The sequence below is a fragment of the Streptomyces sp. NPDC047706 genome (genome assembly GCF_043204795.1).
Taxonomy (GTDB): Bacteria; Actinomycetota; Actinomycetes; order Streptomycetales; family Streptomycetaceae; genus Streptomyces.
Genome location: NZ_JBIDCW010000038.1, coordinates 39,481 through 66,183, shown reverse-complemented (window position 1 = coordinate 66,183; position 26,703 = coordinate 39,481). Strand labels below are relative to the sequence as shown.

At 70.5% G+C, this 26,703-nt stretch carries 26 protein-coding genes and 4 pseudogenes; 11 read left to right on the top strand and 19 right to left on the bottom strand.

Annotated elements, in window-relative coordinates:
- Nucleotides 1-248, top strand: a pseudogene (locus ACGF8A_RS32460) (hypothetical protein); the annotation flags it as partial.
- On the opposite strand, the gene ACGF8A_RS32455 reads toward ACGF8A_RS32460, so the two are convergent.
- From ACGF8A_RS32455 to ACGF8A_RS32405, 11 genes are all read right to left on the bottom strand, one after another.
- Entirely contained in the window at nt 222-1,139 is a 918-nt protein-coding gene (locus ACGF8A_RS32455; protein ID WP_393113980.1) for an aKG-HExxH-type peptide beta-hydroxylase, read from the bottom strand. The pseudogene ACGF8A_RS32460 and the gene ACGF8A_RS32455 overlap by 27 nt on opposite strands.
- Before the next feature lie 57 nt (nt 1,140-1,196).
- Nucleotides 1,197-1,358: a hypothetical protein gene (locus tag ACGF8A_RS32450; RefSeq protein WP_158288253.1), complete on the bottom strand. Its 162-nt coding sequence runs from the start codon at nt 1,356-1,358 to the stop codon at nt 1,197-1,199.
- A gap of 87 nt (nt 1,359-1,445) precedes the next feature.
- Entirely contained in the window at nt 1,446-2,180 is a 735-nt protein-coding gene (locus ACGF8A_RS32445; RefSeq protein ID WP_393113978.1) for a 2OG-Fe(II) oxygenase, read from the bottom strand.
- Complete coding sequence (locus ACGF8A_RS32440; protein WP_393113976.1) at nt 2,162-4,021, bottom strand: radical SAM protein; 1,860 nt, start codon at nt 4,019-4,021, stop codon at nt 2,162-2,164. Before ACGF8A_RS32440 ends, ACGF8A_RS32445 begins: the two co-directional genes overlap by 19 nt.
- A 30-nt stretch (nt 4,022-4,051) precedes the next feature.
- Entirely contained in the window at nt 4,052-4,918 is an 867-nt protein-coding gene (locus ACGF8A_RS32435) for a hypothetical protein (protein ID WP_393113973.1), read from the bottom strand.
- Nucleotides 4,915-5,841, bottom strand: a complete 927-nt coding sequence (locus ACGF8A_RS32430; RefSeq protein WP_393113971.1) for an NAD(P)-dependent oxidoreductase — start codon at nt 5,839-5,841, stop codon at nt 4,915-4,917. The genes ACGF8A_RS32435 and ACGF8A_RS32430 overlap by 4 nt, the downstream gene beginning before the upstream one ends.
- Entirely contained in the window at nt 5,838-6,503 is a 666-nt protein-coding gene (locus ACGF8A_RS32425) for a TylF/MycF/NovP-related O-methyltransferase (RefSeq protein ID WP_141585211.1), read from the bottom strand. Before ACGF8A_RS32425 ends, ACGF8A_RS32430 begins: the two co-directional genes overlap by 4 nt.
- A gap of 5 nt (nt 6,504-6,508) precedes the next feature.
- Nucleotides 6,509-6,979 (bottom strand): NUDIX domain-containing protein, encoded by a 471-nt coding sequence (locus tag ACGF8A_RS32420; RefSeq protein WP_141585210.1) that lies wholly within the window; start codon nt 6,977-6,979, stop codon nt 6,509-6,511.
- Nucleotides 6,970-7,839 (bottom strand): isocitrate lyase/phosphoenolpyruvate mutase family protein, encoded by an 870-nt coding sequence (locus ACGF8A_RS32415; protein ID WP_393113967.1) that lies wholly within the window; start codon nt 7,837-7,839, stop codon nt 6,970-6,972. Before ACGF8A_RS32415 ends, ACGF8A_RS32420 begins: the two co-directional genes overlap by 10 nt.
- Complete coding sequence (locus tag ACGF8A_RS32410) at nt 7,832-8,518, bottom strand: dTMP kinase (RefSeq protein ID WP_393113965.1); 687 nt, start codon at nt 8,516-8,518, stop codon at nt 7,832-7,834. The genes ACGF8A_RS32415 and ACGF8A_RS32410 overlap by 8 nt, the downstream gene beginning before the upstream one ends.
- Nucleotides 8,515-9,276 carry a hypothetical protein gene (locus tag ACGF8A_RS32405; protein ID WP_393113962.1) on the bottom strand — a complete coding sequence of 254 codons (762 nt, stop codon included), beginning with the start codon at nt 9,274-9,276 and terminating at the stop codon, nt 8,515-8,517. Before ACGF8A_RS32405 ends, ACGF8A_RS32410 begins: the two co-directional genes overlap by 4 nt.
- Before the next feature lie 306 nt (nt 9,277-9,582).
- Here ACGF8A_RS32405 and ACGF8A_RS32400 point away from each other — a divergent pair, with 306 nt between their 5' ends.
- Genes ACGF8A_RS32400 through ACGF8A_RS32390 form a run of 3 tightly spaced genes read left to right on the top strand, consistent with a single transcriptional unit; the run spans nt 9,583 to nt 12,542 of the window.
- Nucleotides 9,583-10,995, top strand: a complete 1,413-nt coding sequence (locus ACGF8A_RS32400) for a helix-turn-helix domain-containing protein (RefSeq protein WP_393113960.1) — start codon at nt 9,583-9,585, stop codon at nt 10,993-10,995.
- A gap of 59 nt (nt 10,996-11,054) precedes the next feature.
- A complete protein-coding gene (locus ACGF8A_RS32395) occupies nt 11,055-12,056 on the top strand; it encodes an asparaginase (RefSeq protein WP_393113958.1) in 1,002 nt (333 codons plus the stop codon).
- A gap of 27 nt (nt 12,057-12,083) precedes the next feature.
- Complete coding sequence (locus tag ACGF8A_RS32390; RefSeq protein WP_393113956.1) at nt 12,084-12,542, top strand: PPC domain-containing DNA-binding protein; 459 nt, start codon at nt 12,084-12,086, stop codon at nt 12,540-12,542.
- Here ACGF8A_RS32390 and ACGF8A_RS32385 read toward each other — a convergent pair.
- Nucleotides 12,529-13,152, bottom strand: a complete 624-nt coding sequence (locus tag ACGF8A_RS32385; RefSeq protein WP_393113953.1) for a nucleotidyltransferase domain-containing protein — start codon at nt 13,150-13,152, stop codon at nt 12,529-12,531. The two genes, ACGF8A_RS32390 and ACGF8A_RS32385, sit on opposite strands and share 14 nt — an antisense overlap.
- 328 nt (nt 13,153-13,480) lie before the next feature.
- On the opposite strand from ACGF8A_RS32385, the gene ACGF8A_RS32380 reads away from it, so the two are divergent.
- The 3 genes from ACGF8A_RS32380 (at nt 13,481) to ACGF8A_RS32370 (ending at nt 16,377) form a co-directional block, all read left to right on the top strand.
- On the top strand, nt 13,481-14,011 hold the full coding sequence (locus tag ACGF8A_RS32380; protein WP_393113951.1) for an ATP-binding protein: 531 nt from the start codon (nt 13,481-13,483) through the stop codon (nt 14,009-14,011).
- Nucleotides 14,012-14,275: 264 nt separating this feature from the next.
- Complete coding sequence (locus ACGF8A_RS32375; RefSeq protein WP_393113949.1) at nt 14,276-15,013, top strand: DUF317 domain-containing protein; 738 nt, start codon at nt 14,276-14,278, stop codon at nt 15,011-15,013.
- 653 nt (nt 15,014-15,666) lie between these two features.
- Nucleotides 15,667-16,377, top strand: coding sequence for a hypothetical protein (locus tag ACGF8A_RS32370; protein ID WP_393113948.1), 711 nt, complete (start codon nt 15,667-15,669; stop codon nt 16,375-16,377).
- A 68-nt stretch (nt 16,378-16,445) separates the two neighbouring features.
- Here ACGF8A_RS32370 and ACGF8A_RS32365 read toward each other — a convergent pair whose 3' ends face one another.
- Genes ACGF8A_RS32365 through ACGF8A_RS32350 form a run of 4 tightly spaced genes read right to left on the bottom strand, consistent with a single transcriptional unit; the run spans nt 16,446 to nt 20,206 of the window.
- Nucleotides 16,446-16,832, bottom strand: coding sequence for a hypothetical protein (locus tag ACGF8A_RS32365; protein WP_393113946.1), 387 nt, complete (start codon nt 16,830-16,832; stop codon nt 16,446-16,448).
- On the bottom strand, nt 16,810-18,453 hold the full coding sequence (locus ACGF8A_RS32360) for a mobilization protein (protein WP_393113944.1): 1,644 nt from the start codon (nt 18,451-18,453) through the stop codon (nt 16,810-16,812). Before ACGF8A_RS32360 ends, ACGF8A_RS32365 begins: the two co-directional genes overlap by 23 nt.
- Nucleotides 18,450-19,118: a plasmid mobilization relaxosome protein MobC gene (gene mobC, locus ACGF8A_RS32355; RefSeq protein WP_393113941.1), complete on the bottom strand. Its 669-nt coding sequence runs from the start codon at nt 19,116-19,118 to the stop codon at nt 18,450-18,452. Before mobC ends, ACGF8A_RS32360 begins: the two co-directional genes overlap by 4 nt.
- Nucleotides 19,073-20,206: a DUF2637 domain-containing protein gene (locus ACGF8A_RS32350; RefSeq protein WP_393113939.1), complete on the bottom strand. Its 1,134-nt coding sequence runs from the start codon at nt 20,204-20,206 to the stop codon at nt 19,073-19,075. Before ACGF8A_RS32350 ends, mobC begins: the two co-directional genes overlap by 46 nt.
- A 17-nt stretch (nt 20,207-20,223) precedes the next feature.
- On the opposite strand from ACGF8A_RS32350, the pseudogene ACGF8A_RS32345 reads away from it, so the two are divergent.
- From ACGF8A_RS32345 to ACGF8A_RS32330, 4 genes and pseudogenes are all read left to right on the top strand, one after another.
- Nucleotides 20,224-22,925: pseudogene (locus ACGF8A_RS32345) on the top strand (DEAD/DEAH box helicase).
- A 172-nt stretch (nt 22,926-23,097) separates the two neighbouring features.
- Nucleotides 23,098-23,552, top strand: a pseudogene (locus ACGF8A_RS32340) (transposase); the annotation flags it as partial.
- 74 nt (nt 23,553-23,626) lie between these two features.
- Entirely contained in the window at nt 23,627-23,848 is a 222-nt protein-coding gene (locus ACGF8A_RS32335) for a hypothetical protein (RefSeq protein WP_393113937.1), read from the top strand.
- Between the two features lie 74 nt (nt 23,849-23,922).
- On the top strand, nt 23,923-24,114 hold the full coding sequence (locus ACGF8A_RS32330) for a hypothetical protein (RefSeq protein WP_393113935.1): 192 nt from the start codon (nt 23,923-23,925) through the stop codon (nt 24,112-24,114).
- A gap of 53 nt (nt 24,115-24,167) precedes the next feature.
- Here the strand turns inward: ACGF8A_RS32330 and ACGF8A_RS32325 are convergent.
- The 3 genes and pseudogenes from ACGF8A_RS32325 to ACGF8A_RS32315 all read right to left on the bottom strand — a co-directional run.
- Nucleotides 24,168-24,414 (bottom strand): annotated as a pseudogene (locus tag ACGF8A_RS32325) (response regulator transcription factor); the annotation flags it as partial.
- A gap of 327 nt (nt 24,415-24,741) precedes the next feature.
- Nucleotides 24,742-25,530 carry an Fpg/Nei family DNA glycosylase gene (locus tag ACGF8A_RS32320; RefSeq protein WP_393113933.1) on the bottom strand — a complete coding sequence of 263 codons (789 nt, stop codon included), beginning with the start codon at nt 25,528-25,530 and terminating at the stop codon, nt 24,742-24,744.
- Nucleotides 25,531-25,903: 373 nt separating this feature from the next.
- Nucleotides 25,904-26,614: a siderophore-interacting protein gene (locus tag ACGF8A_RS32315; RefSeq protein WP_393113931.1), complete on the bottom strand. Its 711-nt coding sequence runs from the start codon at nt 26,612-26,614 to the stop codon at nt 25,904-25,906.
- Nucleotides 26,615-26,703: the final 89 nt, after the last annotated feature.

Genomic DNA, 26,703 nt, shown 5'->3' with positions numbered 1-26,703 from the left:
TGCCGACCCTGGTCGACCTCGGCTACGAGAACGCCGGCGACGGCTTCCGCCACCCGCACAAGAAGCCCGCCGGAGGCGAGCTGACCGAGGAGCAAGCGTCCTCCGGCACACCGAGCTCATCGGTGTCGTGCACGGCCACCTTCCCGAGCCGACCGGCCACCGCGAAGGCGAGGGTCGTCTTGCCCGAGCAGCTTGACCCAGTGAGCATGAACAGCATGGCGTCAGGATGCCGCAGGGCGTTCTTCTGATCCCGCCGGATCCACGACCTTGCCGACCGCGCGACCGATCCGTTCACGAATCTCGTGTGAGGTCACGTACGAGAGGGCCTGTTCCACCTGCTCGGTGGCGGCAGCGAACTGAACCGCTTGGTGGCGCAGGTGGGTGTCGAGGAAGGGTGCGACGGCGTCCGTGGCGCTGTGCCGAGCCTCTCGTGTGTAGAGCACGGTGAGGGCGAACGCCCAGCACGCATGGAGGAATCCGAAGACGGGACGGTCAGTGCTTCGCCAGGGCGAGAAGAAGGTGACATCCGTGGGGAGGCGCACGTCGTGTGCTGCGAGGGCGTCGTTGAGCCAGTTGTGGGCGGCCTCGTGGATGAGGTCGCGGGCCAGGACCTCGGGGTGGGCGGTGTAGTCGGTGAAGACGGTGCCCGGGAGGCGGGTGAGGGCCCAGCTGTGGAGGGTCTCGTCGAGTCGACGATGGTTGAGCAGGCAGATGACGGGGGCGTGCTGGGTGAGCAGGTTCCCGAAGCCGTGCTCGGTCGCGGAGGCGGTGGCGGCACGAACGAGGCCATGGGCCTCGGGTGAGGCAGGGCTGCTGTCGGGGCCGACGAGGTAGTACGCGGTTTCGGAGATCTCCGAGCGGAGCATCTCCGCGCTGCGCGGGTTGAGCACGATGTGCGGGCTGGCCGACAGATGGGTCAGGTCTCCCACCGTCGCGCGGCGGTACCAGGCGAGACGGTCCGCGTCCCGGGCGCGCGCCGCGTGTTCGGCGCCTTCGAGCAGGTGGTGGGCCACGGCGTAGTCGAGGGCGGACGAGCCGAGGCGGTTGGCGAGTACGGAGGTGATACGGCTGGTCCGTAGGCGCTGATGGTCAGCGATGCCGCCGAGGGCGACCAGGGATTCCGAGGAGAGCGCGCTCATCTGGGGCTCCGGTGGTGGTACGGGGCCGGACCCGGACGGGCCCGGCCCCGTTGCGGGTCAGGACTCGGTGGTGGGCTCAGCGGCGTCGTGCTGCACCGTGGTGGCCAGCCAGGTCTCGGTGGCCGCGTTGGAGGTGTGCGCGGTGGTGCGCACCGGGTCGCTGTCGCGCAGGGACGCGACTGCCTCCAGGAACTCGTCGAACGTCTTGTCTTCTGCCACTGCTCGCTCTCTCCTCTGGTCGGGGCTGTGGGTTGGGGGAGTGGCTGCGGGGCGGGCCGCGGGGACCGGTCATGGCGGGGAAGCCTCCTACTCGGAGACGAAGAGCGTGAGGAACTTGCGAACGCGGCTGGCGCGGACAGGTTCGGTGCCGTGGACGAGCTGACTGCCGAAGACCACGAGCGTGCCGGGAGCGGGTGCGACGCTCCATCGGGTGCGGGGCATGGTGCGGAACCAGGGGGAGGACATGTCGGTCCCGTCGTGTGCGAAGCGCATTCCCTGGGCGTAACCCGATCCGACCGGCGCCTCGTCGGCGGTCCAGACGGCGTCGCTGCCTGTGGTCTCTACGTAGAACGCGCCGCCGGTGTCGTGGATGTCTGTGAGCGTGACCGTCGCGGCGGCGATCTGGCGGGGACGGGTGAGGGGATCGGGGGCGATGCCATCGGCATGCGGGGTGATGTACTGGCCGGGGCCGTATTCGAGGTAGATCCACGGCCGATGGCCGGTGATCGACGGTAGCGTGCGCATGATCGCGGCCATGTGGAGCTTCAGGGCCTGGTCGAGGAGGGTGGTCGCCTCGTACGGGATCTCGGTGACCTCGATCCGACCCGCTGGCTCGTAGACGTCCTGCGCCTCGGCGGGTGAGTGACCGGGGATCTCATGGATGGTGGTACGGCGGGCCGTGCCGTACCGGTCGCGCCCGATGGAGCTGAGCGTGTCGTCCATGACGAGGTTGAGTCGCTCGATCTCGTCCGGCTTGAGGAAGCCCTCCACGGTACGGGTGGACAGAGTCTCGGCTATGTGGATCACTGATCGCCTCCGCATGCGCAGAGGGTGGAGGGCGGGGCAGAGACGGCTTCGGTCAGGGCCTCCGTGAGTACGTGCACCGCTTGGGCGAGGTCCTCGAAGTACTCGGCCGCCGTGGTGCCGGCAGCGGGTACGACATGGAGGTCGAGCGCCGGATACACCCGGCCGGTGGTGCGGCAGGCGAGTTCGCTGCGACCGAGGACCAGCGAACACGCGCCCGGCAGGGAGGACTCGGCTCGGCTGGCGGCACGGCACAGGCGTGCAGCTGTACGCGCGTACTCGGCGCGGTCGCGCGGCAGGATGCCGACCGAGAGGAACCGGGGCTCGGCTCCGGAAAGGTCGGCGTAGGCGTGGCCCTGGCAGCTGTCGTACGTGACGGCGTTCCAGCCTGAGGTGAGCACGTCGACGACCGGGCGGATGCCGGGTTCGATGCCCTCGTACCACTGGGGATGGTGAGGGTCGAGATCATCTGCCTCGTGCACGCCAGGGAGGCCGACCGTGTTGATGTTCCCGTTGGCGCTGACCTGGAGACGCGCGGGCGAGCGGGGAACAGTGGGGTCGTCCCAGCGGGCCAGGAAGGCGGAGACGTGGTGCATGTTGTTGGGGCGGACGGGACGCCAGCGCAACCGGGAACATGAGGCACCGGGCGGGAGGTCTGGCTGGGCGAGGAGGGTGGCGACGCCGTCGATCAGGCGCATGCGGTGGTCGCAGTACGTGTCTTCGTCGCCCGCGGCGGCGAAACGGAGGCGGACTGCCGGGCAGCCTGCGCCGCAGGTGTCGCGGTAGTCGCAGGTCGTGCACTTCGTGATCAGGGAGCGTGCCTGCTGAAGCAAGGGAGAGCTGCCCTGGGCGCTGGCCACGTCTGCCTCGGTGTGGACGTCGCCTAGGGAGGCGAGGCCAGCCTGCGGCCAGGGCAGCTCATCACAGCTTCCCAGGCGGTCATCGGGATAGAGGGTGAGGACGTGGTCGCACTTCAAGTCGGAGAAGTGACAGGAACGGGTCCCCAGCCCCTTCAGACGGCGGATGACGGAGACGACGGGCTCCAACTTGACGCGGCGGAACACTCCGTCGGCGACCCAGTGGTGGGCGGCCTCCAACACGAAGTCGGCGTACTGACGAGGCGTGACGGCCCAGGCCGGGCCGGTGGGTCCGATGGCCCGTCGCTGGAGTGCCCGACTGGTCGGCGCACGGGTTCCGACCACCGTGGTCGACCGTGTGACCGCCGCGTCGAAGCACGGCACCAGGCTGACCGTCGTCACGGCGGGAAAGGAGGCGAGGTGCTTCATGACCTCGGAAGCCCGGCCGAGGACGTACGGGGTGACGGCGCAGATGACGCCGACGCGGCGTTCCCGACGGCCGAGGAGCTCCAGGGCTTCGACCACTCGCGGGTACGTGGGGCGGCCGTCGTAACCCACGCGCCACGAGTTCCCCAGCGCGTCCCCGTCGAGGGAGATGCCGATCTCCAGCTCCGGACAGTGCCGCTCGAACAGGTCCAGCCAGGCGTCGTCGAGCTGAAGACCGTTGGTCTGGAGGCTCACGCGGATGACGTTCGGCTGTGCGGCGAGCGCGTCCAGGATCTCCGCGATCCGTTCCCGGCCGGCGGTCAGGGGCTCCCCGCCGTGGAGTTCGACGCTGAGTGGACGCCCGGAGAAGATCGAACCGAGGCGGTGGACCTGTTCCGTGCTGATACGGGCGCCGCCCGGTGACTCCTTGCGCTTCTCGAAGCAGTACAGGCAGTCGATGTCGCAGGTCTCTCCCCGCAGCTTGAGGATGACGGAGACCGCCGTGTCCGGCCCGGTGCTCGACAATGAGGCGTAGAGACTCTCCAGGTCCGTGGGGGCGGTGCGCGTGACGGGCATCAGAGACCTCCCGAGGAGGAGAGGCGCGGTTTACGCGCCATCGGTGGAGACCGTGGACAGCCACCCGAGAAGCTGTCCGCCGGTGATGGGGATGTGGACGTCGCCGCGGCGAAGGAACCATCCGTCGGCATACCGCTGGGGCAGCCAGCCGGCGTCAGGGGCACCCAGGTTGGGGGGCGTCCGCAGCGGGTCGTTGACGGGCCAGCAGCCCAGGAGCGCTCTGGTCACGCGTCGCTGAACTGGACGGAACCACTCCCACGTTCCTGCGCGCGCCGGGTCGATCGGCGGACGGGATGGAGCGCCGGCAAGAAGCGGCAGCCACTTGTCGCCCAGGACCGGATGCCCGGCAGTCGCGCACTCGAGCGCGGCGAGACAGGTCTCCAGCTTCCGGCACACGACGCCGGCCGATTCGGCCAGGCCGTCCTCGACGAGGCCGGTCAGGTCTTCGGCGAGGCTCGCCGCGACCTCGGCCTGGTCGGCGACCGCCCAGCGTCGGTAGCCCTGGCGCTCCCCGGGATCGAGTACCGGATCCCAGCGTCCGGAGCCGTACGAGAGAGCGGTGCGCAGGCTCATGAGGTCGTGCATCGAGGCGCGTACCTGGCGGAACGATCCGAGGTCGTCGCGGCAGACGTCGAAGGAGCGGAGCAGGTGACGGAGTTCCTCCGCCCGCTGTGGGTCCGTCGCTTGGAGGTCGACACGGACGCCGTCCACGATGCGTGACTCCCATGCCGGAAGGGGGCCGTCCACAATGCCACGCAGGTCGATGTCGCTCGCCGCGTGGGCGAAGCCGCAGGCGAGGGCTCCCTCCAGCCAGACCTCGCGGGCCTCACCGGATGCGAGCAGCGCCTGGGCGACTCTGTCGGCGATCTCCCGGCGCCGTCGTGCCGATGGGTTCACCGGTGGCCTTCTTCGATCAGGATCTTGTCGTCGGCGGTGATCTCCCTGAGGAGATCGACGGCCCATCGGTCGAGTGCGCCGCGCACGTCGGAGCGCTGGGCGCCGATGTGGGGCGAGGCCAGGAGGTTGAGCGGTGGCGTCGTGGAGCCGGTAAGGAGCGGCAGGTGCTCCCGCTCGACCGGGTCAAGGGCGAGACCCGAGAGCCTCCCGTCCGCTAGTGCCCGCAGGCAGGCGGTGAGGTCGAGGGTCTCCAGCCGCCCTGCGCAGATGAGCAGAGGCCGCTGCGGAGCAACGCGTTCGAGGAAGTCCTCGCCGAAGAGGTTTTCGGTCGTGGGGCGCAGCGGCAGAGCGATCACGTGTACTTGCGACTGCTCCATGAGCGCTGTCTGCGACAGCTCACGCAGACCGGGAGGGTTCGACGGCCACGCAGCGAAGGCCGTGCGGCCCACGTAGGGGGCGAGGGCCCAGTCGGCGGCCAGCCCCACCGGGCCCGCGCCCCAGATCCCTGTGGCCAGGGTGCCGAGTGAAGCGCCCATGCATGCCTGCTTCTCGTGCTGGCCGAGCAGCAGCGCGTGCTGCCCCAAGGGGATCCGCCGGGCCAGTGCGAGGGCAGCGGCGAGGACCCACTCGCCCACGGCGCCCGCGCCGGCCTCGGCATTTCGGTGCAGAGTGATGTCACGCTTCCTGAGGGCGCTCACGTCGATGTGGTCGATGCCGGAACCGGTCCGTACGACGTGCCGCAGACGAGGGAGCGCGTCGAGCTCCCGCTCGCCGAGTCGGACGCCTGAACGCAGGACGATCACGGCCGTGTCGGCGGGCAGAGGCGAGTTCAGGTCCAGTAAGTCGTGCACAAGAACGCCGGGCAGCGCGCGGCGGATCGCCCCTGAGTCCGCCGCACCGCGCACCACGAGGACTGCGCTCATCCGAGAGACTCCGGCTTCTCGTACCTGCCGAAGGCGAGATCACCCTCGCCGACGACGACGGTCACGGGCGACGGCGCGCCGAAGTACGCGTCGCAGGCGCGCTTCACCCCGGGGAGCCCGTCCCAGGCCCGCGGATTGACCGCAGTGTCCGCGTAGTCGTCGACGAGCAACACACCCGTCGGTACCAGGCGGGTGACGCAGTGCGTGAGTCCCGTGAGGGTCGAGTCGTAGAAGTCGCCGTCCAGGTAGACGAACGCGATCTCGTCGGGCAGCTCCTTGGGAAGGGTCTCGTCGAACCATCCCGGATGGATGACCGGCGCCGGCCTGCCCCAGGCCGCGTGCGTGGCGCGCACGTCGTCCGGGGACGACCGGAGCTCGCCCGCCGCCAGATGGTCCGAGTCTTCGGCGCCGGGCGCGGGCATGCCCTGGAAGGAGTCGAAGACGTGGATCGCGCGGTCGAGATCGCCCAGCGAGTCGAGCACGCTACGCATCCAGAGGGCCATCGCACCCCTGTAGCAGCCGAGTTCCACCACGGCGCCCGGTAGACCGCGGGCGCTCAGGTCGGCGAGCTCGCCGGCGATCACGCTGAGTCGGTCGGCACAGACCGTCCCGGAGTGCTCCCGCAGCAGCCACTCCCGCAGATCCTTCAACGTCGGATCCATGAAGGTCACCACCTGTCCACGAAGGGGTCGGGGAGCTCCCCGTTCAACGCCGCCGATAGCGGGCGGTTGATCCGGGGCAGCAGGTACACGTCGCTCAGACGTTCCAGCGGAACCCACTCGAAGCCCACCTGGATCGGGTCCGGAGGTTCCGGCATGCGCGGCTCGGCGTCGTCCACCTGCTCGGCGAGGAAGTTGAACTGAACCTTCTGTACGTCTCCGAACTCGCCCTGCCACGACTCGGGGACGTACTCGACGACGCACAGCAGACGCCTGGCCACGACCTGGAGGCCGGTCTCCTGTGCGACCTTGCGGTTCACGGCCTGACGCAGGTCTTCGCCGACCTGGGCCTTGCCACCCGGGAGGTTGTAGTGGAATCCGGCTTCGTCGTCATACGACAGCAGCAGGACGGTGCCGTCGCGCACGATCGCCGCCTTCACGGACACACTGATCCGAGGCAGCTCGGGCGTCAGAGGCACGACAGCGCCTCCGGTTCGCCGACGCGCAGCAGGTCGCCGACCTCCGCCAAAGAGCCCGCGACGGTGGAGCGGAAGCTCCCTCCGCGCTGGAACTGACGAGCGGCGGTGCGCATACCTGCGAGGGCGGCACGGCTGAGCTGGTTCGCGTAGATGCAGAGGCGGAAGCCGGCCTCACCGAGTTCGGCGGCGCTCAGGTCGGGGAACGCCGTGGGCACGCTGACCAGCGGCACGCCGTGACTCCACGCACGCCCGATGGTCCGCGCCTGATCACCGGTCGCGTCCTTGGAATGGATGAGTACCGCATCCGCTCCGGCCTCGGCGTACGCCTCGGCACGGGCCATCGCCGTGGCCATGTCCTCGCCGGCGATCAGGGCCTCGGTGCGGGCCACGATCACGAGTCCGTCACCGGCGACCTTCCGTATGCGGCCCACCTGCTCGCACAGCAGGTCCCGGTCGGCGAGGCTCTGAACACGGTGGGCCGCGAAGCTGTTGCACTTCGGGTACGCGCTGTCCTCGACACACACCGCAGCGGCTCCGGCGCGCATCAGGTCGTACGCGAACCGCTCCGCCGTGCGCCCCGAGCCGCCCGCGTTGTCGATGTCCACGATGACGGGCAGTTCGGTGACACGGCCGAGCGAGGCGACCACGTCGGACAGGTCCCGGGGGCCCAGGACGTTGGCGTCAGGCAGCCCAGAGGCTGCCGACACCTCCAGACCGCTCACCCACAGGGCGTCGAAGCCCGCCTCCACCGCGACGTGCGCGGCGAGCGCGTTCACCGCACCGATCGCCAGGAGCGGGTGCTTCCGCTCGCTGTCGGCGAGCGCCTCACGCAGATGCGTCGCCTTCGTGCCGTCAGCCATGGGTCTCTTCTCCTTCCGCGTGGGCGGCGAGCGACGGCACCAGTTGCCGTTCGCGCAGTACGTCCCAGGCGGCGAGCAGCACCTCGGACCGGGGCCGGCGGGCGTCCAGGCGGACCACGTCGCCGAGGAGCGGGAACTCGTCGGGCTTCGTGACCACGGCCTCGTAGGTCTCGCGAACCCGGCTCTGGACGTCGTGCACATCCCAGTCGGCCCGGACGGCGTCACCCTGGCGGGCCTTCGCCCGGCTCATCGAGGCGTCGGTCTCCAGGTTTAGGACGAGCGTGAGATCGGGGGCAGCGGTGAGGTGCGCGGCCAGCGTCTCGTATGTCTCCGGCGCCCTCACGCCGTGCTTCACGCCGAAGAAGGCCAGCTCGCTGAGGAGCCAACGATCCGCGATCACGGGCCGGGCCGGCCGCTGGGGGAGCACGAGGCGATCCAGCGTGGCCCGCTTGTCTGCCGCGATCGCGGACAGGTAGGCGTCACGGTTCCCGGCGTTCGGCTGGTACTTGCCGGTGACGATGGCGGCGGCCTGGTCGGCGGCGAGGAAGTTGGTGGTGAGCACGCACAGCGGGGTGACGCCGTAGAGCCCCTCCCAGAGCCGGAACAGACCCTTGCGCAGCGTCGTCTTGCCGGTGCCGTCGAGCCCCTCGATGACGATGAACGGATAGCGGTGGTTCATTCGACCTGCCCCGCCCCCGTGCCGCCGGCGTACTTGATGAAGCGGCCCCGCCAGCGGGCCGTGGTGGATACCAGGTCCACTAGCCGCAGCTCCGCCAACTCGTCGATGAGGCGGGGCAGCTCGGGCTCGGCGCAGATGCCCGCATCGATGGCCCGGCAGTACGCGGCGCGGAGCGCCGGGTCGTCGGCGGAGTTACGCAGCGCCGTCTCCAGCACCCGCGTGGCCATGCCGTTGGCCACGACGCTAACCGCGGTGCCCAGGGCCTGTTCGTGGAGCGGGCCCGGGTGCGGTTCCAGCGTGATGTGGTGTACCCCGCGGTGGCGGATGACCGCGAAGAAGCCCACCCACCATGCGGCGGCGGCGCTGGCGGCGGTCACGGCGTCGGACCAGGCAGCCCCGGACTGCTCCGCGAGGACGTTCTGGGCAGCGGTGTCGGCGGCGCGGTGAAGTGCCCCGTGCTGATTCCGAGACTCCGCTCCGTGCCGCTGGGGCAGCTCCCACCAGAAGTCGATGCCGACGTCCTCCAGCAGCGCCCTCGCGGACTCGTCGCCTGCCGGCAGCGGAGAGGGGCACTGGGCCAGCACGGAGACATCGGCGCCCGCCACGTCCGGCAGCGCCTTCTCCTCGGCGACGGCAGTCCGCCATTCGTCGAGATGGAGATGGAGCCGCTGGGTCAGCAGCCCGTCCGCCAGCGTCTGCCAGGCATGGGCCAGCGGCGGCGAACCGGGTGGCGGGGGCGGCAGGGTCAAGGAGGTCACAGGTCGGATCCTCACGTCCGGGGAGTCGCGGCACGCGGCTCCGGTCGGTGGTGCTCCACCACGATGGCCGCGACGAAGGCCCACGCCTATGAGTGTTTATGAGCCCTGCCAGCGGAACGTGTCCCGGTGGTCGCAGAGCGAGGGAGAATGCCGACCATGGTCGACAGCGGACAGCGGCGGTGTACGCGCTGCGGTGCTCTCCTCAGTCGCTTCAACGCCGGTACTCGATGCGCCTCGTGCCAGGACGGGTCGGCCGCCCGACGGGCCGACCCTGCCTTCTGGCGTGATCCGACGGTTCGGCGAGCCGTGGCCGCATGGGAACTCGGCACCGTCGTCAAGCTGTTCAGGAAGCACACGGGCCTCTCCCAGGCCGGCGTGGCGCGGATGGTCAGCATCGACCAGGCCGAGGTCAGCCGGCTGGAACGCGGGCTCAAGCAGATCCGCGACCGACGGCAGTTCGTCCAGTGGACCGATGCGTTGGGAGTTCCGGAGGAACTGCTCGGGCTGCTGCCCACGGCCGAGCCGCACACCCCGGACGCCACGGGCCGCCCGGGAACGGCGGACACCGGAGCCCGTGGGTACGCGGCGTTGCCCGAAGGGCCGGGCCAACTTCTCTTACCCGCTGGCCGGTCCATCTCGACGACGGCGCTTCCCGTGCTGACGCTTCCTGCGGCCTCCTTCCTCGGGGACAACTTGAGACTCGACTCCCGCCCGGAGCTGGGTGCCTGGCGCACCATGCCGATGCGCGCGCTCGTCGTCGCGAACCGCACGGTGGACGGGGCGGTACGCCAGTTCGTCACGGATGCCCGATCGAGCGGCCTGAGTGCCACGGCATCCGACCCGGTCGACATCCCCGCCGCGTACGAACTGGACGACCTCACCTACGGCATCCTGTGGGCCGTGTCGGGATTCGAGGCGGCACTGCTCGGCGACGACCAGCCCCTGCACACCTCGCTGACATCGCTCACCGTTTCCCCAGGCGCGCCGATCGCCGCCAACCAGGCACTGACCGAGGTCTCCCGGATGCTCATCGGCTCGGAGACAGCAGCCCGGTACATCCTGGGCAACCGTGACCACCTGGGCGACGCACCCGTCTTCTGGACCAGGGAACAGCGTGGTGAAGAGGCCGCCACATGGCTGTTCTTCCGGCACAAGTACCGATACCTCGAACGAATGGCCCCCCGACGTCCGGGCGACACCAGCGGCCGGGGATTCTGCCTCCCCGAGACCGCGATCGCCTCCTCGCCGGCGTACGAGCGCGTTCTGCTGTTCCTCGCCATCGCGCTCATGGAGTCCTTTGGCATCCGTACCTGGGTGACCGACGACGGAGGCTTCGCACACACAGACGGTTTCGCTCTCTCTCCCGGATGCCGGGCTGTCATCGCCTCCTGGGTACGGACCGAGGGAGCCTCCCACCTCGCGGTCACCGCGCGGCCGGGAGCCCTGCGGACTTTCGCCGATGTGACTGGCCACGTCAGCCACCACTCGGCCACAGCGGCCGAGCAGGCCGGACAGCGCCTCGCAGCGACGGCGGAGTACCTCGGCCTCGACGCCTCCTGGCTCGGTCGCCGGTGCGCCCAGTTGTCGGCCGCCAGCACGGAACGGCTCGCCCGGCCGCGCAGCCGGTTGCTCGGCCTCGAAGGGCTGGAGGCTGCCTGCCGGTTCGTGGCCGAGCAGCTAGTGATCACCCCGCGTACCCGGACGGCGCCGACCCGATAGCCTGCGTGAACCACTCGTGAGGCCGTGCTCGGCGGCGTCCGGACAGGGGAGCAGGGGATATGACGGAGTCGGTCAGGAACGTGGCGGTCTTCTCCCTCGGCGGCACGATCGCCATGACCACGGATCCCGCCACCGGAGGTGTCGTACCCGCGCTCTCGGCCCACGAACTCCTCGCCGCGGTACCTGCTCTGGCCACGAGCGGCATCGGCCTCAAGGTGCGGGACTTCCGGCGTCTGCCCGGCGCCTCCCTGACCTTCGATGACCTCGCCGCACTGTCGGCCGCGATCACGGCGGAGCTGGAGGCCGGTGACGTCGACGGCGTCGTCATCACCCAGGGCACCGACACCATCGAGGAGACGGCCTTCCTGCTCGACCTCTACCACGGCCACGAGCAGCCGGTCGTCGTCACCGGCGCGATGCGCAATCCCACCCTTCCTGGCGCCGACGGACCGGCCAACATTCACGCCGCCGTCCTGGCCGCCGCCGACCTTGGCCTGCGGGGCGCCGGCTGCCTCGTCGTGCTTGGCGACGAGATCCACTCGGCCCGGACCGTCCGCAAATCGCACACCACCAGCCCTGCTGCCTTCACCTCACCGGCGTGCGGCCCGATCGCGCGGATCGCGGAGAACCGGGTGCGGATGGTGGGCGGCCTGCCGTGCCGTGGACCGCTGGTCGGTGCCCCCGACCGTGAGGCGCGCGTCGGGCTCTACACCGTCACCCTCGGCGACGACGGAGCCCTGCTCGACCTGTGGGACGGCAACTGCGACGGGCTCGTGGTCGCGGCCTTCGGCGTCGGCCACGTCCCGGAGCGCCTCGTCGAGGGACTCACCAAGCTCGCGTCCTGCATCCCCGTGGTTCTTGCCTCCCGCATCGGGAACGGCCCCGTCCTGTCCGACACTTACGGCTTCCCCGGCTCCGAGAAGGACCTCCTCGGACGAGGACTCATCGGCGCCGGAGACCTCAGCCCGTACCAGGCGCGGCTCCTGTTGCAGGCCCTGCTCGCCCAGGGCGCCGACGGGGCGACGGTCCGCGAGACCTTCACCACCGCCTCCGCCCGCTGATTCCACCTCGTCAGGAGACACCCGCACATGCGTGCTCACGAGCTGACCGTCGGCCGTACCTTCGGCGTCACCTTCGACCACGGGGAGGACTTCTTCGAGGCGCTGTCCACCTTCTGCCGGGACAACGGCGTACGGCAGGGCTACATCCCCTCGTTCATCGGGGCCTTCGCGGAGGCCGAGATCGTGGGCGCCTGCGAGAAGCTCGCCGACCCGGACGCACCGGTCTGGGCGAAGACGTACGTCACCAACGTCGAGGCGTTCGGCGCGGGCACGCTCGCCCACGACCCGGCCACCGGCGGGATAATTCCGCACATCCACGTCTCCGCCGGCCTGAAGGCCCAGTCGGCCGACGGCAGGACGAGCCATCTCCTCAGCGCCAAGGTCCAGTTCCTCAGCGAGCTGCTGATCGTGGAGGTCACGTCGCCCACGATGACCCGGCCCCGGAACCCCGACCTCTACGACGTTCCGCTGCTCACGTTCGGCTGACCGGAAGGAGCCGGCGAAGCCAGGGGTGGTTGGGCGCGATCACCTTGATCGCGTCTGCCAGCCAGGCACGTGCCGGAGCGTCGAGTAGCGGCAGTACCGCTTCGAAGTCGGTCTCGTCCTTGTCCCGGGTCGCCTTTGCCTTGTAGAAGAGCTGCACCTCGGGCGCCAGATACGGGATGCCCGCCTCGCCCGTCCGCCCGAGCTGGTCGATCGGGAGCCGGATCTCCGGGGTGCGTCGCGAGACCCACTGGGTGCCCTCGGCCTCGTCCAGCATGAGCTGCACCGACCAGGGCGCCTTGGAAGTACGGCGGCACCAGATGTCGTGGAGCGGCGGCCGAAGGACCTCTCCAGGACGCCACGGTCGCAACTCCCCCTGGCCGGGCGGATCCGCCACGTGCAGGTCCCAGTCGGCCAGCAATTCATGTACGAGGGCCTGGTCACGCCGGAGGACGAGGACGTCGAGATCGCCGTGTGCGCGCAGCTCGCGGCCGACCGCGAGTTCGATCGCGTAGCCACCGGCGATCCACCACAGGAAGTCCGCCTTGGCGAAGACCTCGGCTACATCCTCGGGTCGATCCGGTACCCAGCGTCCAAACACGTCAGCACTCACCCACCCATACTCTCAGTGACCAGACGAGCGGAGGCGAAGGCCGACAGCGGGTCGGCGGTCTCGCTGGAGTGCCCTGTCGCCCACTCGCACCCTGCGCTCATAAACGCCCATGAGCATCAGGGGCATCGGCAGCCATCGTTGAGCGAGTGACTCGCGACCGGTCTCGTTGCCGGGTGCTTGAGCCACGACTCTCCCAGGGGTCGGACACACTCGATACCGATTGCTTTCTGAGGTTTCGTAAGCCTTTCGGTGTCGTACCCACTGCCGTGACTACTCCGGAGCCCTGGAAGGAGGCCACCGACGTCACTCACAGGAGGTCCGCCGCCCGATGATCAGTGCGCCGTCTGCCGCCCTTGTGTACCGCTGGACCGACCACACCATCAACCCGCCGGGCGAAGCCCGCTCGGTCCTGCGACGTGTTCTCAAAGATCTGGGCCTCTCCGACGACGTCATCAGTGACGGAGTCTTGGCGGTCTCGGAACTCGTGGCAAACGCGCACGAGCACGCGTGCGGCCCCTACGAGGTGCACCTTCGCTCTGTTGCCGGGAAATACATCTGCGAGATCCACGACGGGAAACCTCTGCTTCCTACGGGCCTCTACCTGGCTGCAGTGGCCTCGCCGGAAGCCACCGCATCGGAGGCAGTGAGTGGGCTGCTCACTGAGCACGGACGGGGACTGCACATCGTGAACGAGCTGACCCAGGGACAGTGGGGGTTCCAGGTCACGGACTGGGGAACCAAGGCCGCCTGGGTGGTTCTGGCGGAGGCTTCGGCGGCGAGGAAACCAGAGGCAGCCAGACGTGACGGCCGCGCCGAGGAAGCCCGGCTATCAGATGTCCTAACGAAACAGTCCTCGTAGACCTTGGTCAAGGCCGCGTCTGAGCCACGGGGCGCACCACGAAAGCCATCGGCGATCAAACACCGGAGCTACGTGAGCGGTGCTCGCTTCTTTGGGTAAGCCTGCCCGTGCATTTCCCAGTTCGCCACAGGCAGACACGAAAGATCCAGGAATGACTGGTGCGCAGCTGTGTAGCCATGTCAACCTGCAACACCTTGCCGGAGGACCTGGTCAACGAGGCGATACCGGTGATCCTGCACGGCCAGTGTTCCACCCCACGAGCCCATGGAGGCGCCCCTGCTCCCGCACCACTCCAGACCAAACGTGCCGGACCCGGTGTACTGGGTCACCCCGCGTCATCTGGCCGGTGACGACGGTGTGCTCGCCGAGCGGATCGACGACACCTTGTCCGACCTCGGCTGGCGCATGTGGCCCACCTCCCGTCGCACCCTTCTCTACGCAAGCCCGGACGGGCTGCGTGGGGCCGAGTGGGTCCTTGCGGCCTATCCGTTCGAGTTGGGCGGTCTGCCCGTTGCCTGGCAGCTGAGCGCCCGCGGCCATGCCGCCTCCGCGATGCCGGAGTGGAACGCGTACTTCACCACGGACGTCTCCTACGAGGCGCTTGCCGATCTCCTCGTGGCGATCGACGCCCGTGAGGCGCCCGACGCCGGCTTCGAGGAGCCCGAGACGGTCCTCGACGCGCTGAGTGCCCGGGGTTGGATCCGTGACGTGGACCGCCCCCGCACCACCGCTACGGACCCCGGGTTCTCCTCCTGCGTCTCCCTGGGGATGCTGCCGCCGCTCATCGAGGACGCCGACCCGCGGCCGGACTTGGTGGGTTGGCAGGCGTGGGCGGAGCCCGCGCTCGGCGCGCCGTATCTGTGGTGTGCCAGCTTCAGCGCCAGCGTCCCTCATGCGCTGGTGGCCGCGTTCGCGTCCTCGCTCGCCTCCCCGGTCCCGGTGCCCCGCCGCACCGTGCCCGAGATCGCGGAGGGGCGTCTCACTGTCGTCCGCTGCAGCTGACGACGCTCCATGCCAGAGGCGCCGCTGTGGTGCAGCTCGTCGCTGATCTCCCGAGTAGTAGCAGGTCAGGCGGGGTGCGACCCCGCACTCGCCCGATGACAGAGAAGGAGAGAGCTTTGTTCTTTCGACGGGCTCGTGAGGACCGTGCATTCCGTGAAGCCCAGCGTGCGGGCTACGAGCTGCTCCTGCGACTGCAGGCCACCCAGCCGTGGACCGACTGCCCCGAGCCGACCCCACAGGACCCTGTCGCGGAGGAGGCGGCGGTGCCCGACTTCCTGCCGCCGGAGTTGCGGCTGCCGTCGCGCCAGGAGGTGGCCGGGGTAATAATACGCTGGCTGCAGCCGCTCCTCGTCGACGGCGAGGTCCGTACGTGCCCCGGGTGCGGCGTGTACCGGGACTGGATCGTCTTCTGCATGCGCGACGACTCGGTGTGGCTGCGTTGTCGGGCGGGCCACGAAACGAAGGAGCCCGGCCTGGATGCGGCCTGGTTCAACCGTCACTCCGGTCCCGTCGACCGTTCCACCCCACTCTCGAAGAGGGCCTGCGCCACCTCGGTCATTGACCTCCCGAAACCCCTGCCCCTTCGTACTGCCGGCACCAGGAGGGCCGGCCTGGTCAGACCGTCCGTTTCGCAGGCCACAAAGGGGTTTCCTATGCGCGTTCACACCACGACCGTCCTCAGCCTCACCGCCCTCACCGTCATGGCCCTGGCGGGCTGTACCCATGGCAGCGCCACCTCCCCCAGCCCGAGGTCGTCCACGACCGTCCCGGTGCCCCCGGACGGCCAGAGTGCCCCGGCGCCTTCTCCCCTGTCCTCGACCGCACTGGCCAAACGGCTCCTGGACGAGAGCGACCTCGGCGAGGACTACACCCGCATGCCACAGCGCACGGCGGCGCACGACGACGTGACCGTGATCGGCTGCCCGGCGCTGGCCAAGCTCGGCGACGCCGCGGTGAACGGCGCAAGTCTCGCCCTCCCCCGCAAGGCCAAGGCGTCCTTCACCTACGCCGGCGGCAGCGACTCCGAGCTGTCCGAGGAGCTGTACAGCAACGCCGAGGACAAGCTCTCCCGGAGCGTGGACCGGATCTTCGAGGCGATGACCTCCTGCCCTACTTACCAGGTCCTCGCCGGCAGTACGCCCGTCACGGTCACGACTCAGAAGGTGCTCGTCGCCCGTCGGCTGGGCGACGAGCAGTGGAGCCAGTTGCTGACCTTCGCCGCTGGCGGGCGCAGCAGCGTCGTCAAGCAGACGGCCGTCCGCACCGGGATGGTGCTCGTCGTGGTCTCCGGTAGCCCCGGCCTTGTCGATGCCCAGGTGCGCAAGGCGGTCGCCAAGGCCACGGTGGTCAGGTCTACGGGGTGAATCGGCAGCCGCTTCGGTTCTGCCGCAACGGCGGCCCACTGGGTGGGCCGCCGTTGGTGTGCATCCGGTCAGTTGTCTTCGTGCTCGGCGCGGTACTCGAGGCCGGTTCGTGCGGCGACGATCTTGACCAGGCGCTCGTATTCCGCGTAGTCCTCGTCGGTCATGGTGGCGTAGATGTTGCTGCATGAGCCGTCCGGGAGTTGGTCGACGTACTTCATGAATAGGTCGACGAGGGCCTTCTGCATCGCGTGGGTTTCCCGCGCCCACTCGTTCTCAAGCCGTCGCTGCGCGTTCGCGGCGGTTATCTCTGCCGGGGTGGCGGTGCAGATCAGGTCGTGTTCGGCGGTGGTGAATAGGGTCCCATTGCGGCGATACAGGAGCGATGGGTCATCGGGGCGAGTGCTGTCCACTTCGGTGAGGAGGACGACGAGGTTAGGGCGAACAGAGGAGGGCATGGGCGGTTCCTTGTGTGGTGTCGCGAGTTCGGCTTTTGCCGAGGCGTTGGATGCGCCAGGTGAGGGTCCTGGCCGGGGACGTGGCGTCGTCCAGCGAGCGTCGCCCTGCTGCGTGGTGGAGGAGTTCGGCCGGGTCGTGCCCGGCTGCCTCGGCGGTGGCGAGGGTGGCGGCCAGGGCCTCCCAGGCGGGTTCGGCGAGGATCTGCTCGGCGTAGGCCGGAACAGCGTCGCGGACGTGCTGGACGTACCGGCGGACGGTATTGGCCGGAGGCTTGTGGGCGGCCATGGTGGCCAGGGGTTCGGGGGCTGTCTGGTCGTAGGCGGCCCGGAGGTGGAGCAGGGCTTGGCGGGCGGCGGCGACCTGCCGGTCGTGGTGCCGCAGCGCGTTGTGGCGCTGGACGGCGGTGACGACGAGGATGGCGGCGTCCAGGAGCATCGCCAGGCCGCTGCCATCGGCGGGGTGGTGGCGCATCGCCTGGATCGCGCCGCGCAGCGCGCGAGCGTGCTGGTGGTCGACGCGGGCACGGGTGTGGGCGGCGTGCTCGAAGGCGACGGCGGCCCGGTGGAGTTCGGCCTTCAGATGGGCGGGGGCGTAGAGGGGCAGGGCGTAGAGGGTCTCACCGAAGGCGACCAGGTGGGCCTGCGCTACGTCGGCGGAGCTGTGGTCGATGTGGTGGCGGATGCGTTCGGTGGCCATGGCGGCCTGGTGCCACGGGTTGAATCGGCGCCCGGCCGGTGAGGGTTCGGTGGCGGGAGCTTCGGCGGCGGTGAGACGCTGCTGTATCTGAGGGAGGGAAAGGTCGGTGGCGAGGCTGGAGCCGGAGTAGAAGACGGGCTCGCCGTTGTCGTTGGTGTCGCCGGGCAGGGCGACCTTGTAGCCCTGCAGGTCACCGGAGGGCAGAGCGCGGGTTTCGACCTGGAGACCGGCGTCGGCGAGCAGGTTGAAGAACTCCTGAAGGTCTTCGGCGCGGGCGAGCGCCGTGCGGACGACGTGGCGGAGTTCTGCGCGTGCATCCTTGCTGCGGCCGGTGCGCTTGGCCTTCTCCTGCTCGGCGCGGGTGGGGCGCTTGGCGGCCGGGGTGCGGGCGGCGGCCTGGCGTCCGCGGGCGACGCGGGTGAGGCCGAAGTCTTCCTCGATCGCCATGAGTTCGGTCATGGCACGGTGGTAGTCGTTCCAGTTGCGGGGCGGCCGCAGGTCCCCGCGCATCTTGGTGGCGACGATGTGGATGTGGTCGTCCGCGTGGCGCACCGCGATCCAGCGGCAGCCGTCCGGATCGCCGGTGGGGGCGATGCCGGTCGCGTGCACGATGCGGCGCGCGATGTGTTCCCATTCGGCGTCGGTGAGGATGCGGTCCTCGGGCGCTGCGCGCAGCGAGCAGTGCCACACGTGCCCCGCCGGGGCCTGGTCGCCGGCCTGCTTGACGCGCAGGTCGAGAGCCTTGACGAGCTGGTCCATCCGCTCTTCGTGGCCAGGGCTGCCTTCGGGGCCGGGGTCGGGTACGAAGCCGTCCCAGGAGGCGACGATGTGCTGGTCGCTGTGCACGGTGGCTTTGCCCCGCCCGAAGAGGTACCTCAGTACGCCGCGGGTGTTGCTGCCCGGCTTGACGATGTTCGCGATCACGCCCGGCCCGCCTTCTGCCCGGCGGCCCGGAAAGCGGCCTCGTCCACGGCCTTCATCGCGTCGCGGGCAGTGGCCAGGAGGCGCTCGGCCCGGTCCAGGACGGCGGCGTCCACAGGGTGTGGATCACCGCCGGAGTTGAGACGGCGCGCTATCTGGTTGGCGTTGGTGCCGATCCGGGCGATCTCGGTACGCAGAGCGGCGAACTCGTCGATGGCATCGTCGTAGACGGTGCGCCGTTCGGGCAGGTGCGTCTCGCCGTTGACGAAGGCCATGACGACCGCGCCGACCAGGTGGGCGCCGGCGATGCCCATCGCCTTGGCCCTGGCCACGATCGCGGCCTTCTCGTCGTCGCTGTAACGGGCATCGACACGGGCCTCGCGACGACCGTCGTCACAGCGTTCGCGGCGGCGCAGGACACGATAGAGCGCGGCTTCGTCGGCAGCGCGTACGACAGGTGTCTGCTGCTCGGCAGCGACGTCTTCGCCCGCCCCCGACTCCTGCTCCGGCGCGCCCTCGCGCCGGAGCTGATCCTCCGCGACCCCCGGCGCGGAGGCGTCCGCGTTGGACCGGCCGATGGACGGTCCAACGCCCTTGCTTGCTGCGCCGTTCAGGCCGGTGGTCATCTCCTGCTGACGGGTGGCGAGTTCGCGGTGCGGATCGTGCATGGAACGGTTCTCCGTGGGGTGCTGGTGTCGGGTGCTTCGCTTTGCGCGGCCTCGTGCTCCGCGCTTGTCTGCGCGGGGCACGGGTGAGCCGGAAGGGGGCGAAGGTGCGTTTGCGGGGGTCGGGCGGTGTCGAGTTCCCTCTGCCGCTGGGGCGCGGCTTCGTCGAGTCCGTCGAGAGGCTCGGCCTCGAAGTCGTCGTACGCGGTGGGTTCGGCCTGGCTGGTGCGCTCGGCCTGCAGCTGGTCGCGCAGGGCGCGGGCGCGTTTCTGGCCGATCCGTAGTTCGCTGCGCAGACGCTCGGCGGTCAGCCGGTCGTCGCTCCAGCTGGCGGTGAGGAGTCGGGCCTCGTCGAGGATGGCAGCGTCGGTGCGGGTGCGGTCGGCGGTCGACTTTGCGGTGGTGCGGACCCGACCGGTCGCCCGACGCGGGGCGGCTCCGGTCGACTCCATTGCGGTGGCCGACCGGGGCGGTCGGGTGGCGGGGGCCGACTCCTCGGCCTTGGTCGGCCTCGTCACGGCTGCTTCGGCGACCTTCACGGGGGCCGACTCGGTCAGCTGCTCGGGAGGCGATTCGGCCTGGTCAGACCTCGACCGTGCGGCCTGCCCGCCGGCTTGCCGACTCTCCGAGTGGGCAGAGGCTGCTTCGGCGGAGTCGGCCGACTCGGGGTTGTGGTGCAGCACCTTCGCCACGAGGTCGGACCCGAAGTAGATCGACCCGACCGGGAGCGAGGTCGCCAGCAGCACAAGGGCCCAGTTCGCGGGGTCCCAGTCGGCCAGTCGGCCCCACTGGACCGACTCGGTGTGCAGGGCCGGGATGAGGCCGTGCACGTAGTTCAGCAAGAGGCTGGCGATCGTGTAGGTCGCCAGGACCCGCAGCGCGAACTTACGGTCGTTACCGGTCAGCACGAGCGTGGCGACCAGCGCGAGGGCCATCAGCCCGTCGATGACGATCGGGTAGAGCAGGGCGGCGGTGGGGTCGGCGCCGATGGCGCGGGCCACGTCGGACAGCGCGTTCCACGAGACCCGGAAGGCCATGAGGACGACCGCCACCAGGCCGACGACGAGGGTGATGCGTCCGTTGCGTTTCACGCGACGACCTCCAGCGGGTGCGTACGGCGCCCACCGGCCTCGAGACCGAGGTGGTTGAGCTGGTCCTGCCGCACGGCCGCTCGGTCAGGCGGCGCAGGGTCGAGGGTTACGCGCTGCCTGTCGCCGTCGCTGTCTCCGCCCTGGCCGATGCGGAGCCGACGCACCCTTCCGCCGCCGCCTGGCAGGCCGCCACTCGCTTCGCGCTGCGGCTGCTCGCCGAGGGCCGCGTCCACCCGGCCCTCACCCCGGCCGGTCACGACACCTGGCAGGTGGGCCCCTTTACCGCCGCCCAGCGCCGGACGCTGGACGCCCTGGCCGCCGCCTTCCCGCCCCACGCCCACTGCCTCCCCGAGCCTGGTCCTGCGCCGGTACGGATCGCCGAACCGGCTGCGCTGGTGCGCCGGTTCTGCGACGCGGTCGCCGATGATCTGGTCCGTACGCCGGCCGCGCCGCTCGCCATGGGAGCGCTGCCGTACGCCTGGCGCGAGGCCCGTGCCGTGCCCGCCCTGCGTGAATGGGCGGAGGAAACCCAGGCGTCGCTCACCTCCGAGGTCAGTGTCTCCCTGCGCGTCGACGTACCCGAAGGACGCCGACGGCAGTTCCGGGCCGTCCTGCAACTGCACACCGCGGCGGACCCGGCGCTCGTCATCGAGGCCGCCCAGCTGTGGAGCGAGCCGGCCGAAGTGGAACGGCTGCTCGGCCCACGCGCAGAGACCGAGACCCTGCTCGCCCTGCGTCGCGGCGCCCGCGCCTGGCCCCCGCTGCGGAGGCTGCTCGACGATGCCGCTCCCGATCGGCTCCGCTTGACCGACGACGAAGCCTTCGAGCTCCTCGGGGACGCCACGGACGCGCTGCGCGCGGCCGGTGTCGACGTGCACTGGCCGCGCGAGCTGGTCAAGGCGCTCACCGCGACCGCGGAGATCGGGCAACGCACGGCCCCCGGTTCCACCGCGGGCGGCCTGCTGGACACCGAGGCCCTTTTCGACTTCCGCTGGCAGGTCTCCCTGGGCGGCGAGCCGCTCACCGAGGCCGAGATGGATGCCCTCGCGGAGTCACGCCGTCCCCTCGTCCGGCTTCGCGACCAGTGGGTGGTCGCCGACCCGAAGCTGGTGGCCCGCGCCAGGCGCCGCCGGATGGAACCGCTCACCCCCATGGAGGCGTTGAGCGCCGCGCTGACCGGTGAGGCCGAGCGGGACGGTGACCGGGTTCCCTGTGCGGCGGTCGGTGCGCTCGGAGATTTGGTCACTCGTATCCGCGACCCCGAGTCCCGTACCCCCGTGCCCCGCCCGCCGCGCTCAAGGCCACCTTGCGCGAGTACCAGAAGCGGGGCCTGGCCTGGCTGGCCGAGATGTGCGCACTCGGCCTCGGCGGCTGTCTCGCCGACGACATGGGCCTGGGCAAGACCATCACCTTGCTCGCTCTGCACCTGCACCGCCAGAGCGACCCCACCACCACGGGCCCCACCCTTGTCGTCTGCCCGGCCTCCCTGCTCGGCAACTGGCAGCGCGAGGCCGCCAGATTCGCACCGCTCACCCCGGTACGCCGGTACCACGGCGGCGACCGCCACCTCAACGACCTGGCCGCCGACGAGGTCGTGCTGGTCACCTACGGGGTGCTGCGCCGCGACCGCGAAGTACTCGCCGAGACAGCCTGGTCGCTGGTGGCCGCCGACGAGGCCCAGCACGTCAAGAACCCCTACGCCGTCACCGCCCGCGAACTGCGCGCCCTGCCCGCCCGCGCCCGCGTCGCTCTCACCGGCACGCCCGTGGAGAACAACCTCTCCGAGCCGTGGGCCCTGCTCGACTGGACCACCCCCGGGCTCCTCGGCACGCTCACCGCCTTCCGTGACCGGCATGCCCGCGCCATCGAGGCGGGCGAGGATCCCGAGGCGGCCGAGCGCCTGTCCCGTCTCGTACGTCCCTTCCTGTTGCGCCGCAAGAAGTCCGACCCCGGCATCGCGCCCGAACTGCCGCCCAAGACGGAGACCGACCGCGTCGTCCCGCTGACGGCCGAGCAGGCCAGCCTGTACGAGGCGCAGGTCCGCGAGACCATGGCGAAGATCGCGGAGTCGGAGGGCATGGCCCGGCGCGGTCTGGTGCTCAAGCTGCTCACCGCGCTGAAGCAGATCTGCAACCACCCCGCCCAGTATCTGAAAGAGCACAGCCTGCGGCAGTCCACTCCCCTGCGGGGCCGCTCCGGCAAGCTCGACCTGCTCGACGAGCTTCTCGACACCATCACCGCCGAAGGCGAATCCGTGCTGGTCTTCACGCAGTACAAACAGATGGCGGCTCTGCTGGAGAAGCATCTCGCAGAGCGTGGCGTCCCCACTCTCTTCCTGCACGGTGCCACCCCCGTCGCGCGGCGCGAGGAGATGGTGGACCGCTTCCAGCGCGGTGAGGTGCCGGTGTTCCTGCTGTCGCTGAAGGCGGCGGGCACCGGACTCAACCTCACCCGCGCCACCCACGTCGTGCACTACGACCGCTGGTGGAATCCAGCCGTCGAGGACCAGGCCACCGACCGCGCCTACCGTATCGGGCAGGAAAAACCCGTCCAGGTACACAAGCTCCTCGCGGAGGGAACCGTGGAGGACAAGGTGGCGAAGCTGCTCGAAGCCAAGCGCGCCCTCGCCGACGCCGTAGTCGGCTCCGGCGAGGCGGCCCTGACCGAACTGTCCGACGCCGAACTCGCCGAACTCGTCGCCCTGGGAAGGCAGTCATGAGCCCCGCTGTCCCCGGCCCGCGCCGTGCGCCCGCCCGCGGCAGGCGAGCCTTCGCCTCGACCTGGTGGGGCCAGGCATGGGTGGCCGCCCTGGAGGACTCCACTCTGGACGCCGGACGGCTCTCGCGCGGACGCACCTACGCCCGCAACGACATGGTCGGCCCGGTCACGGTCGCTGGTATCCCCGCACTCACTCCAAGGGCCTGCCGGTCATCCGCGTCAGGTTCCCCGCCAGCCGCTGCGGCCCCTGTCCTCACCCGCGGGACTGCGTCAGCTCTGCCACCGGCAGCCGCCGGGAACCATGTGGCGGCAACAGCAGGCCCAGCATGACGCCATCCGGCGCATCCGCGCTGAACAGCGGACCGATGCGTGGAAGGAGCGCTACAAGATCCGTGCCGGTGTCGAGGGCACCATCTCCCCAGCAGTAGGGCGCTGCGGCCTGCGCAGATCCGGCTACCCGGGCCTGACAAGGACCAGCCTCCAGCACCAGCTCACCGGCGCCGCGATCAACCTCGCCCGCATCGACGCCCACCTCGCCGGCACACCACGGGCCCGCACCCGCACCAGCCACTTCGCAGCACTGTGCCCCGTCGAGTCGGCGCTCGACGGGGCACAGCAGGGGCCGGACAAACCAACGGCGTCCGCGAAGGTCCGGCCCTCCGGCGTTTCCAGTGGCGTGCGCGTGGGCCCATACTGAGGACGATGACAAAGCCCGATGTACCGAAGCGTCATTTGCCTACCAGCCCCTTCAAGGCCCCCGTCACCCGCGTTCCCGAGCACTTCGCGGTGGGCGACCAGGTCACTCACGACATGTACGGCCTCGGCCGCGTGATCGGCATCGAGGACGGAATCGCGGCGCTCGTCGATTTCGGCTCGGCGCAGATGCGGATCCTGAGCCCGTACTCCAAGATGACCAAGCTCTGACGCCGTTGTGCCCGGTCCCGGGCACAACGGCACCCCAAGGGACACGCGACACCCCTCCGTGGCCCGTGACGAAAGTGAGACCTCTCATCGATTCGACCTCGCTGTTCTCCGCCCTGGAAGGGCAGCCGCGCGGCAGCGCCGCGGCATCGCCGCCTCCGGCGACGAACCCCTTCCAGGCCCCGGACTTCGGGGAGGACGAGTCCTTCCCGAACGAGAGTGACGACGATCCCGGCGCCCGACGGCCGGCCGTCTCCGGCGTCGCCTAGGAGCCCAGGAGCCCAGGAGCCCAGGAGCCTACGGCTCGGCGTTCGGCGCGGCCTCACGGCACCAGACGCCGCTCCTTCGCCACGGCCACCGCACCCGCGCGCGTGTCGACGTTCAGCTTGTCGTAGACGCGGCGGAGATGGGCTGCACCTGGCCTCGCTGTTGGCAAGGGTGCGGGCGATGTCACGGTCGGTGAGGCCCTGGGAGAGCCGGCGGAGGATGTCGTGCTCGCGCGGCGTGAGGGTCGCACGCGTAGCAGGAGCGCGGAGCCGGGCGGTCATGCGGTCGGCGACCGGTGCCGAAGGGCGACCTGGACGAGAAGTACGCGCAGGCGGGCGTCTCGGCTCTCGTCCGCTGACACCCCGCCCGCCGACCGCCACCGGCCGAGCTCACGCACCCGCCCGCCGACCGCGACCGCGACCGCGACCGCGACCGGCAATGATCACGCACTCGCCCGTCGGCGGCGACCGGCAATGATCACGTACCCGCCCGCCGCCGGCGGCCGGCAGGATATGCACGCCACCCGCCGACACCGACCGCGCAAGCCCCTGCCGGGCGTGCCGCCGGGCAGGTTCCCTGATGCCGCCCCGGCCGGGCGTGCCGCCGCACAGGTCCCCTGGTGCGCCCCGTCACGAACCCTCCGGCTGGCACCGCGGGCACCAGACCGTGGTGCGGCCCCCCAGGCGGGTGCGGCGCAGGTGGGTGCCACAGCGCGGGCACTGCGGGTCGGGGTCGTCGCGGTGGCCGGTGAGCCAGGAGTCGCGCGGCGGGACGCACCCCGCGCCGACCGCGGAGCGCAGGGTGCTGCGCATCCGGGTGTACAGGCGCCGCCGGTCGGCCTCGGTGAGATCGCTCGCCCGGCCGGTGGGGCGCAGCCCCGCACGCCAGAGGATCTCGTCGGCCAGGAGATTACCGAGCCCGGCCAGGACGGCCTGGTCGGTGAGCGCGGTCTTCAGGCTCCCGCGACGTCCGCGGAGCGCGGTCTCGAACCCCGCGCGGCCCACCGCCATCGCGTCGGGTCCCTGGCGGTCCAGCAGCCGGGCGACCCCGGCACCGTCGGCCAGCCACAGTCCCTGGAGTTTGCGCTGGTCGCGGAAGCGGAGCTGGCGGTCGCGGCCCACGGTGAGCAGGACGCGGTCGTGGGGTTCGGCGGGGGCGTCCGGATGCTCGCAGACCAGCCGGCCGGTCATGCCGAAGTGCAGCATGAGGGTGAGGCCGCCCCCGGTGCGGGCGAGGAGCCATTTGCCGTGCCGTTCGAGCCCGGTGAACCTGCGGCCCTCCAGCGCCTCGCGCAGCCGCCGCGCGCTCACGCCGTGCAGGACGCCCGCGTCCCGGACCTCGACACGCCGGACGACCCTGCCCGACGCGCAGGACTCGAACACTTTCCGGTAGGCCTCGACGTCCGGCAGTTCGGGCATGGCTCAGCTCCCTCGCGGCCCGCCCTCGACGTGGGGGGCGCGCACGGCAGGCCGGCGTGCGCGCACCTCACATCTGAACCGTTCCCGGCGCGGGCGGGCGGCGCGGCACGCTGAGCCCGCGTCCCGTCCGTCCGGCCGGCGGCATCAGGTCCCGCGCACCGGGGCTCCCGTACCGCCACGTGCCGCCCCGTTCCGCCACTCAGCCGCCCCGTTCCGTCACGGAACCGCCGGCCGCCGCTTCCCGTGGTGCGTTTCACCGACCGGCGTCTCCCCTCACCGGCCGGTACCTCGACTCACCGACCGGCGTCTCCCCTCACCGGCCGGTACCTCGACTCACCGACCGGCACCTCCCCGTGGGGCGGCTCGCCCTGTGTCAGGTGGCCCGCCAGTACCCCAGCGCGTGCATCCGCTCCTTGGGGACGGAGAGGTCCTTGCGGACGTACGTGGCCAGGGTGCGGGTCGTCGCGGTGTCGCAGGCGATCCAGACGTACGGGTTCGGTGTGGCCGCCAGGAGCGCCGGCAGCGTGGCCCGTACCTCGTCGACCATGCCGGGGCGGGGCAACTGGCGTATCTCGTGCCTGTCGGGGTCGGCGTGGCACGGCAGGCCGTCCAGCCCGCCCTCGAACCAGATCGTCGCCGGTGCCGAACCGAGGGCGTCGAGGAGGGAGTTGAGCGCGGGCAGCGAGGCGGGGTCGCCCATCGCGAAGACGTGCGAGGGCTCGGGCCGGGGATGCTGGAAGCCCGTGCCCTGGACCGTCGCCTCGATGGTGTCGCCTTCCTTCGCCGCCCGCGCCCAGTCGCTGGCGCGCCCCTCGTGGAGTGCGAACTCCAGGCTGAAGGTGTTCGCCCCGCGGTCCGCGTCGACCAGCGTGTACGCCCGCTGGTGCGGCTTGCCCGCGTTGTCGAACCACAGCCGGACCCACATCGTCGGATGGATGCCGTTGGCCGTGAGCAGGCCTCCGTCGGTGAAGTGCACCCTCCGGTAGTCCGGTGTGACGTCCTCGGCGCCGGTGACGGTGAGGACGAAGTCCTTCGCACCCATCAGCTTCAGGACCGCACCCTGCCAACCGTGCCCCTGCCCCATGGCGCTCCTTCACGTTTCGCGTACCATTCCGCCACGACTTACTTAGGGAAGCCTAACCTAAAGCACAGAAGGAATGACAGGGTGATGTC

Excerpts from the sequence above, each read along its gene's own strand:
- ACGF8A_RS32425 (WP_141585211.1), bottom strand. The coding sequence starts at position 6,503 with ATGGATCCGACGTTGAAGGATCTGCGGGAGTGGCTGCTGCGGGAGCAC.
- ACGF8A_RS32320 (WP_393113933.1), bottom strand. The coding sequence starts at position 25,530 with ATGCCCGAACTGCCGGACGTCGAGGCCTACCGGAAAGTGTTCGAGTCC.
- ACGF8A_RS32335 (WP_393113937.1), top strand. The coding sequence starts at position 23,627 with ATGACAAAGCCCGATGTACCGAAGCGTCATTTGCCTACCAGCCCCTTC.
- ACGF8A_RS32365 (WP_393113946.1), bottom strand. The coding sequence starts at position 16,832 with ATGCCCTCCTCTGTTCGCCCTAACCTCGTCGTCCTCCTCACCGAAGTG.
- ACGF8A_RS32415 (WP_393113967.1), bottom strand. The coding sequence starts at position 7,839 with ATGGCTGACGGCACGAAGGCGACGCATCTGCGTGAGGCGCTCGCCGAC.
- ACGF8A_RS32395 (WP_393113958.1), top strand. The coding sequence starts at position 11,055 with ATGACGGAGTCGGTCAGGAACGTGGCGGTCTTCTCCCTCGGCGGCACG.
- ACGF8A_RS32380 (WP_393113951.1), top strand. The coding sequence starts at position 13,481 with ATGATCAGTGCGCCGTCTGCCGCCCTTGTGTACCGCTGGACCGACCAC.
- ACGF8A_RS32390 (WP_393113956.1), top strand. The coding sequence starts at position 12,084 with ATGCGTGCTCACGAGCTGACCGTCGGCCGTACCTTCGGCGTCACCTTC.
- ACGF8A_RS32440 (WP_393113976.1), bottom strand. The coding sequence starts at position 4,021 with ATGCCCGTCACGCGCACCGCCCCCACGGACCTGGAGAGTCTCTACGCC.
- ACGF8A_RS32315 (WP_393113931.1), bottom strand. The coding sequence starts at position 26,614 with ATGGGGCAGGGGCACGGTTGGCAGGGTGCGGTCCTGAAGCTGATGGGT.
- ACGF8A_RS32430 (WP_393113971.1), bottom strand. The coding sequence starts at position 5,841 with ATGAGCGCAGTCCTCGTGGTGCGCGGTGCGGCGGACTCAGGGGCGATC.
- mobC (WP_393113941.1), bottom strand. The coding sequence starts at position 19,118 with ATGCACGATCCGCACCGCGAACTCGCCACCCGTCAGCAGGAGATGACC.
- ACGF8A_RS32410 (WP_393113965.1), bottom strand. The coding sequence starts at position 8,518 with ATGAACCACCGCTATCCGTTCATCGTCATCGAGGGGCTCGACGGCACC.
- ACGF8A_RS32445 (WP_393113978.1), bottom strand. The coding sequence starts at position 2,180 with ATGCGGAGGCGATCAGTGATCCACATAGCCGAGACTCTGTCCACCCGT.
- ACGF8A_RS32455 (WP_393113980.1), bottom strand. The coding sequence starts at position 1,139 with ATGAGCGCGCTCTCCTCGGAATCCCTGGTCGCCCTCGGCGGCATCGCT.
- ACGF8A_RS32375 (WP_393113949.1), top strand. The coding sequence starts at position 14,276 with ATGGAGGCGCCCCTGCTCCCGCACCACTCCAGACCAAACGTGCCGGAC.
- ACGF8A_RS32370 (WP_393113948.1), top strand. The coding sequence starts at position 15,667 with ATGCGCGTTCACACCACGACCGTCCTCAGCCTCACCGCCCTCACCGTC.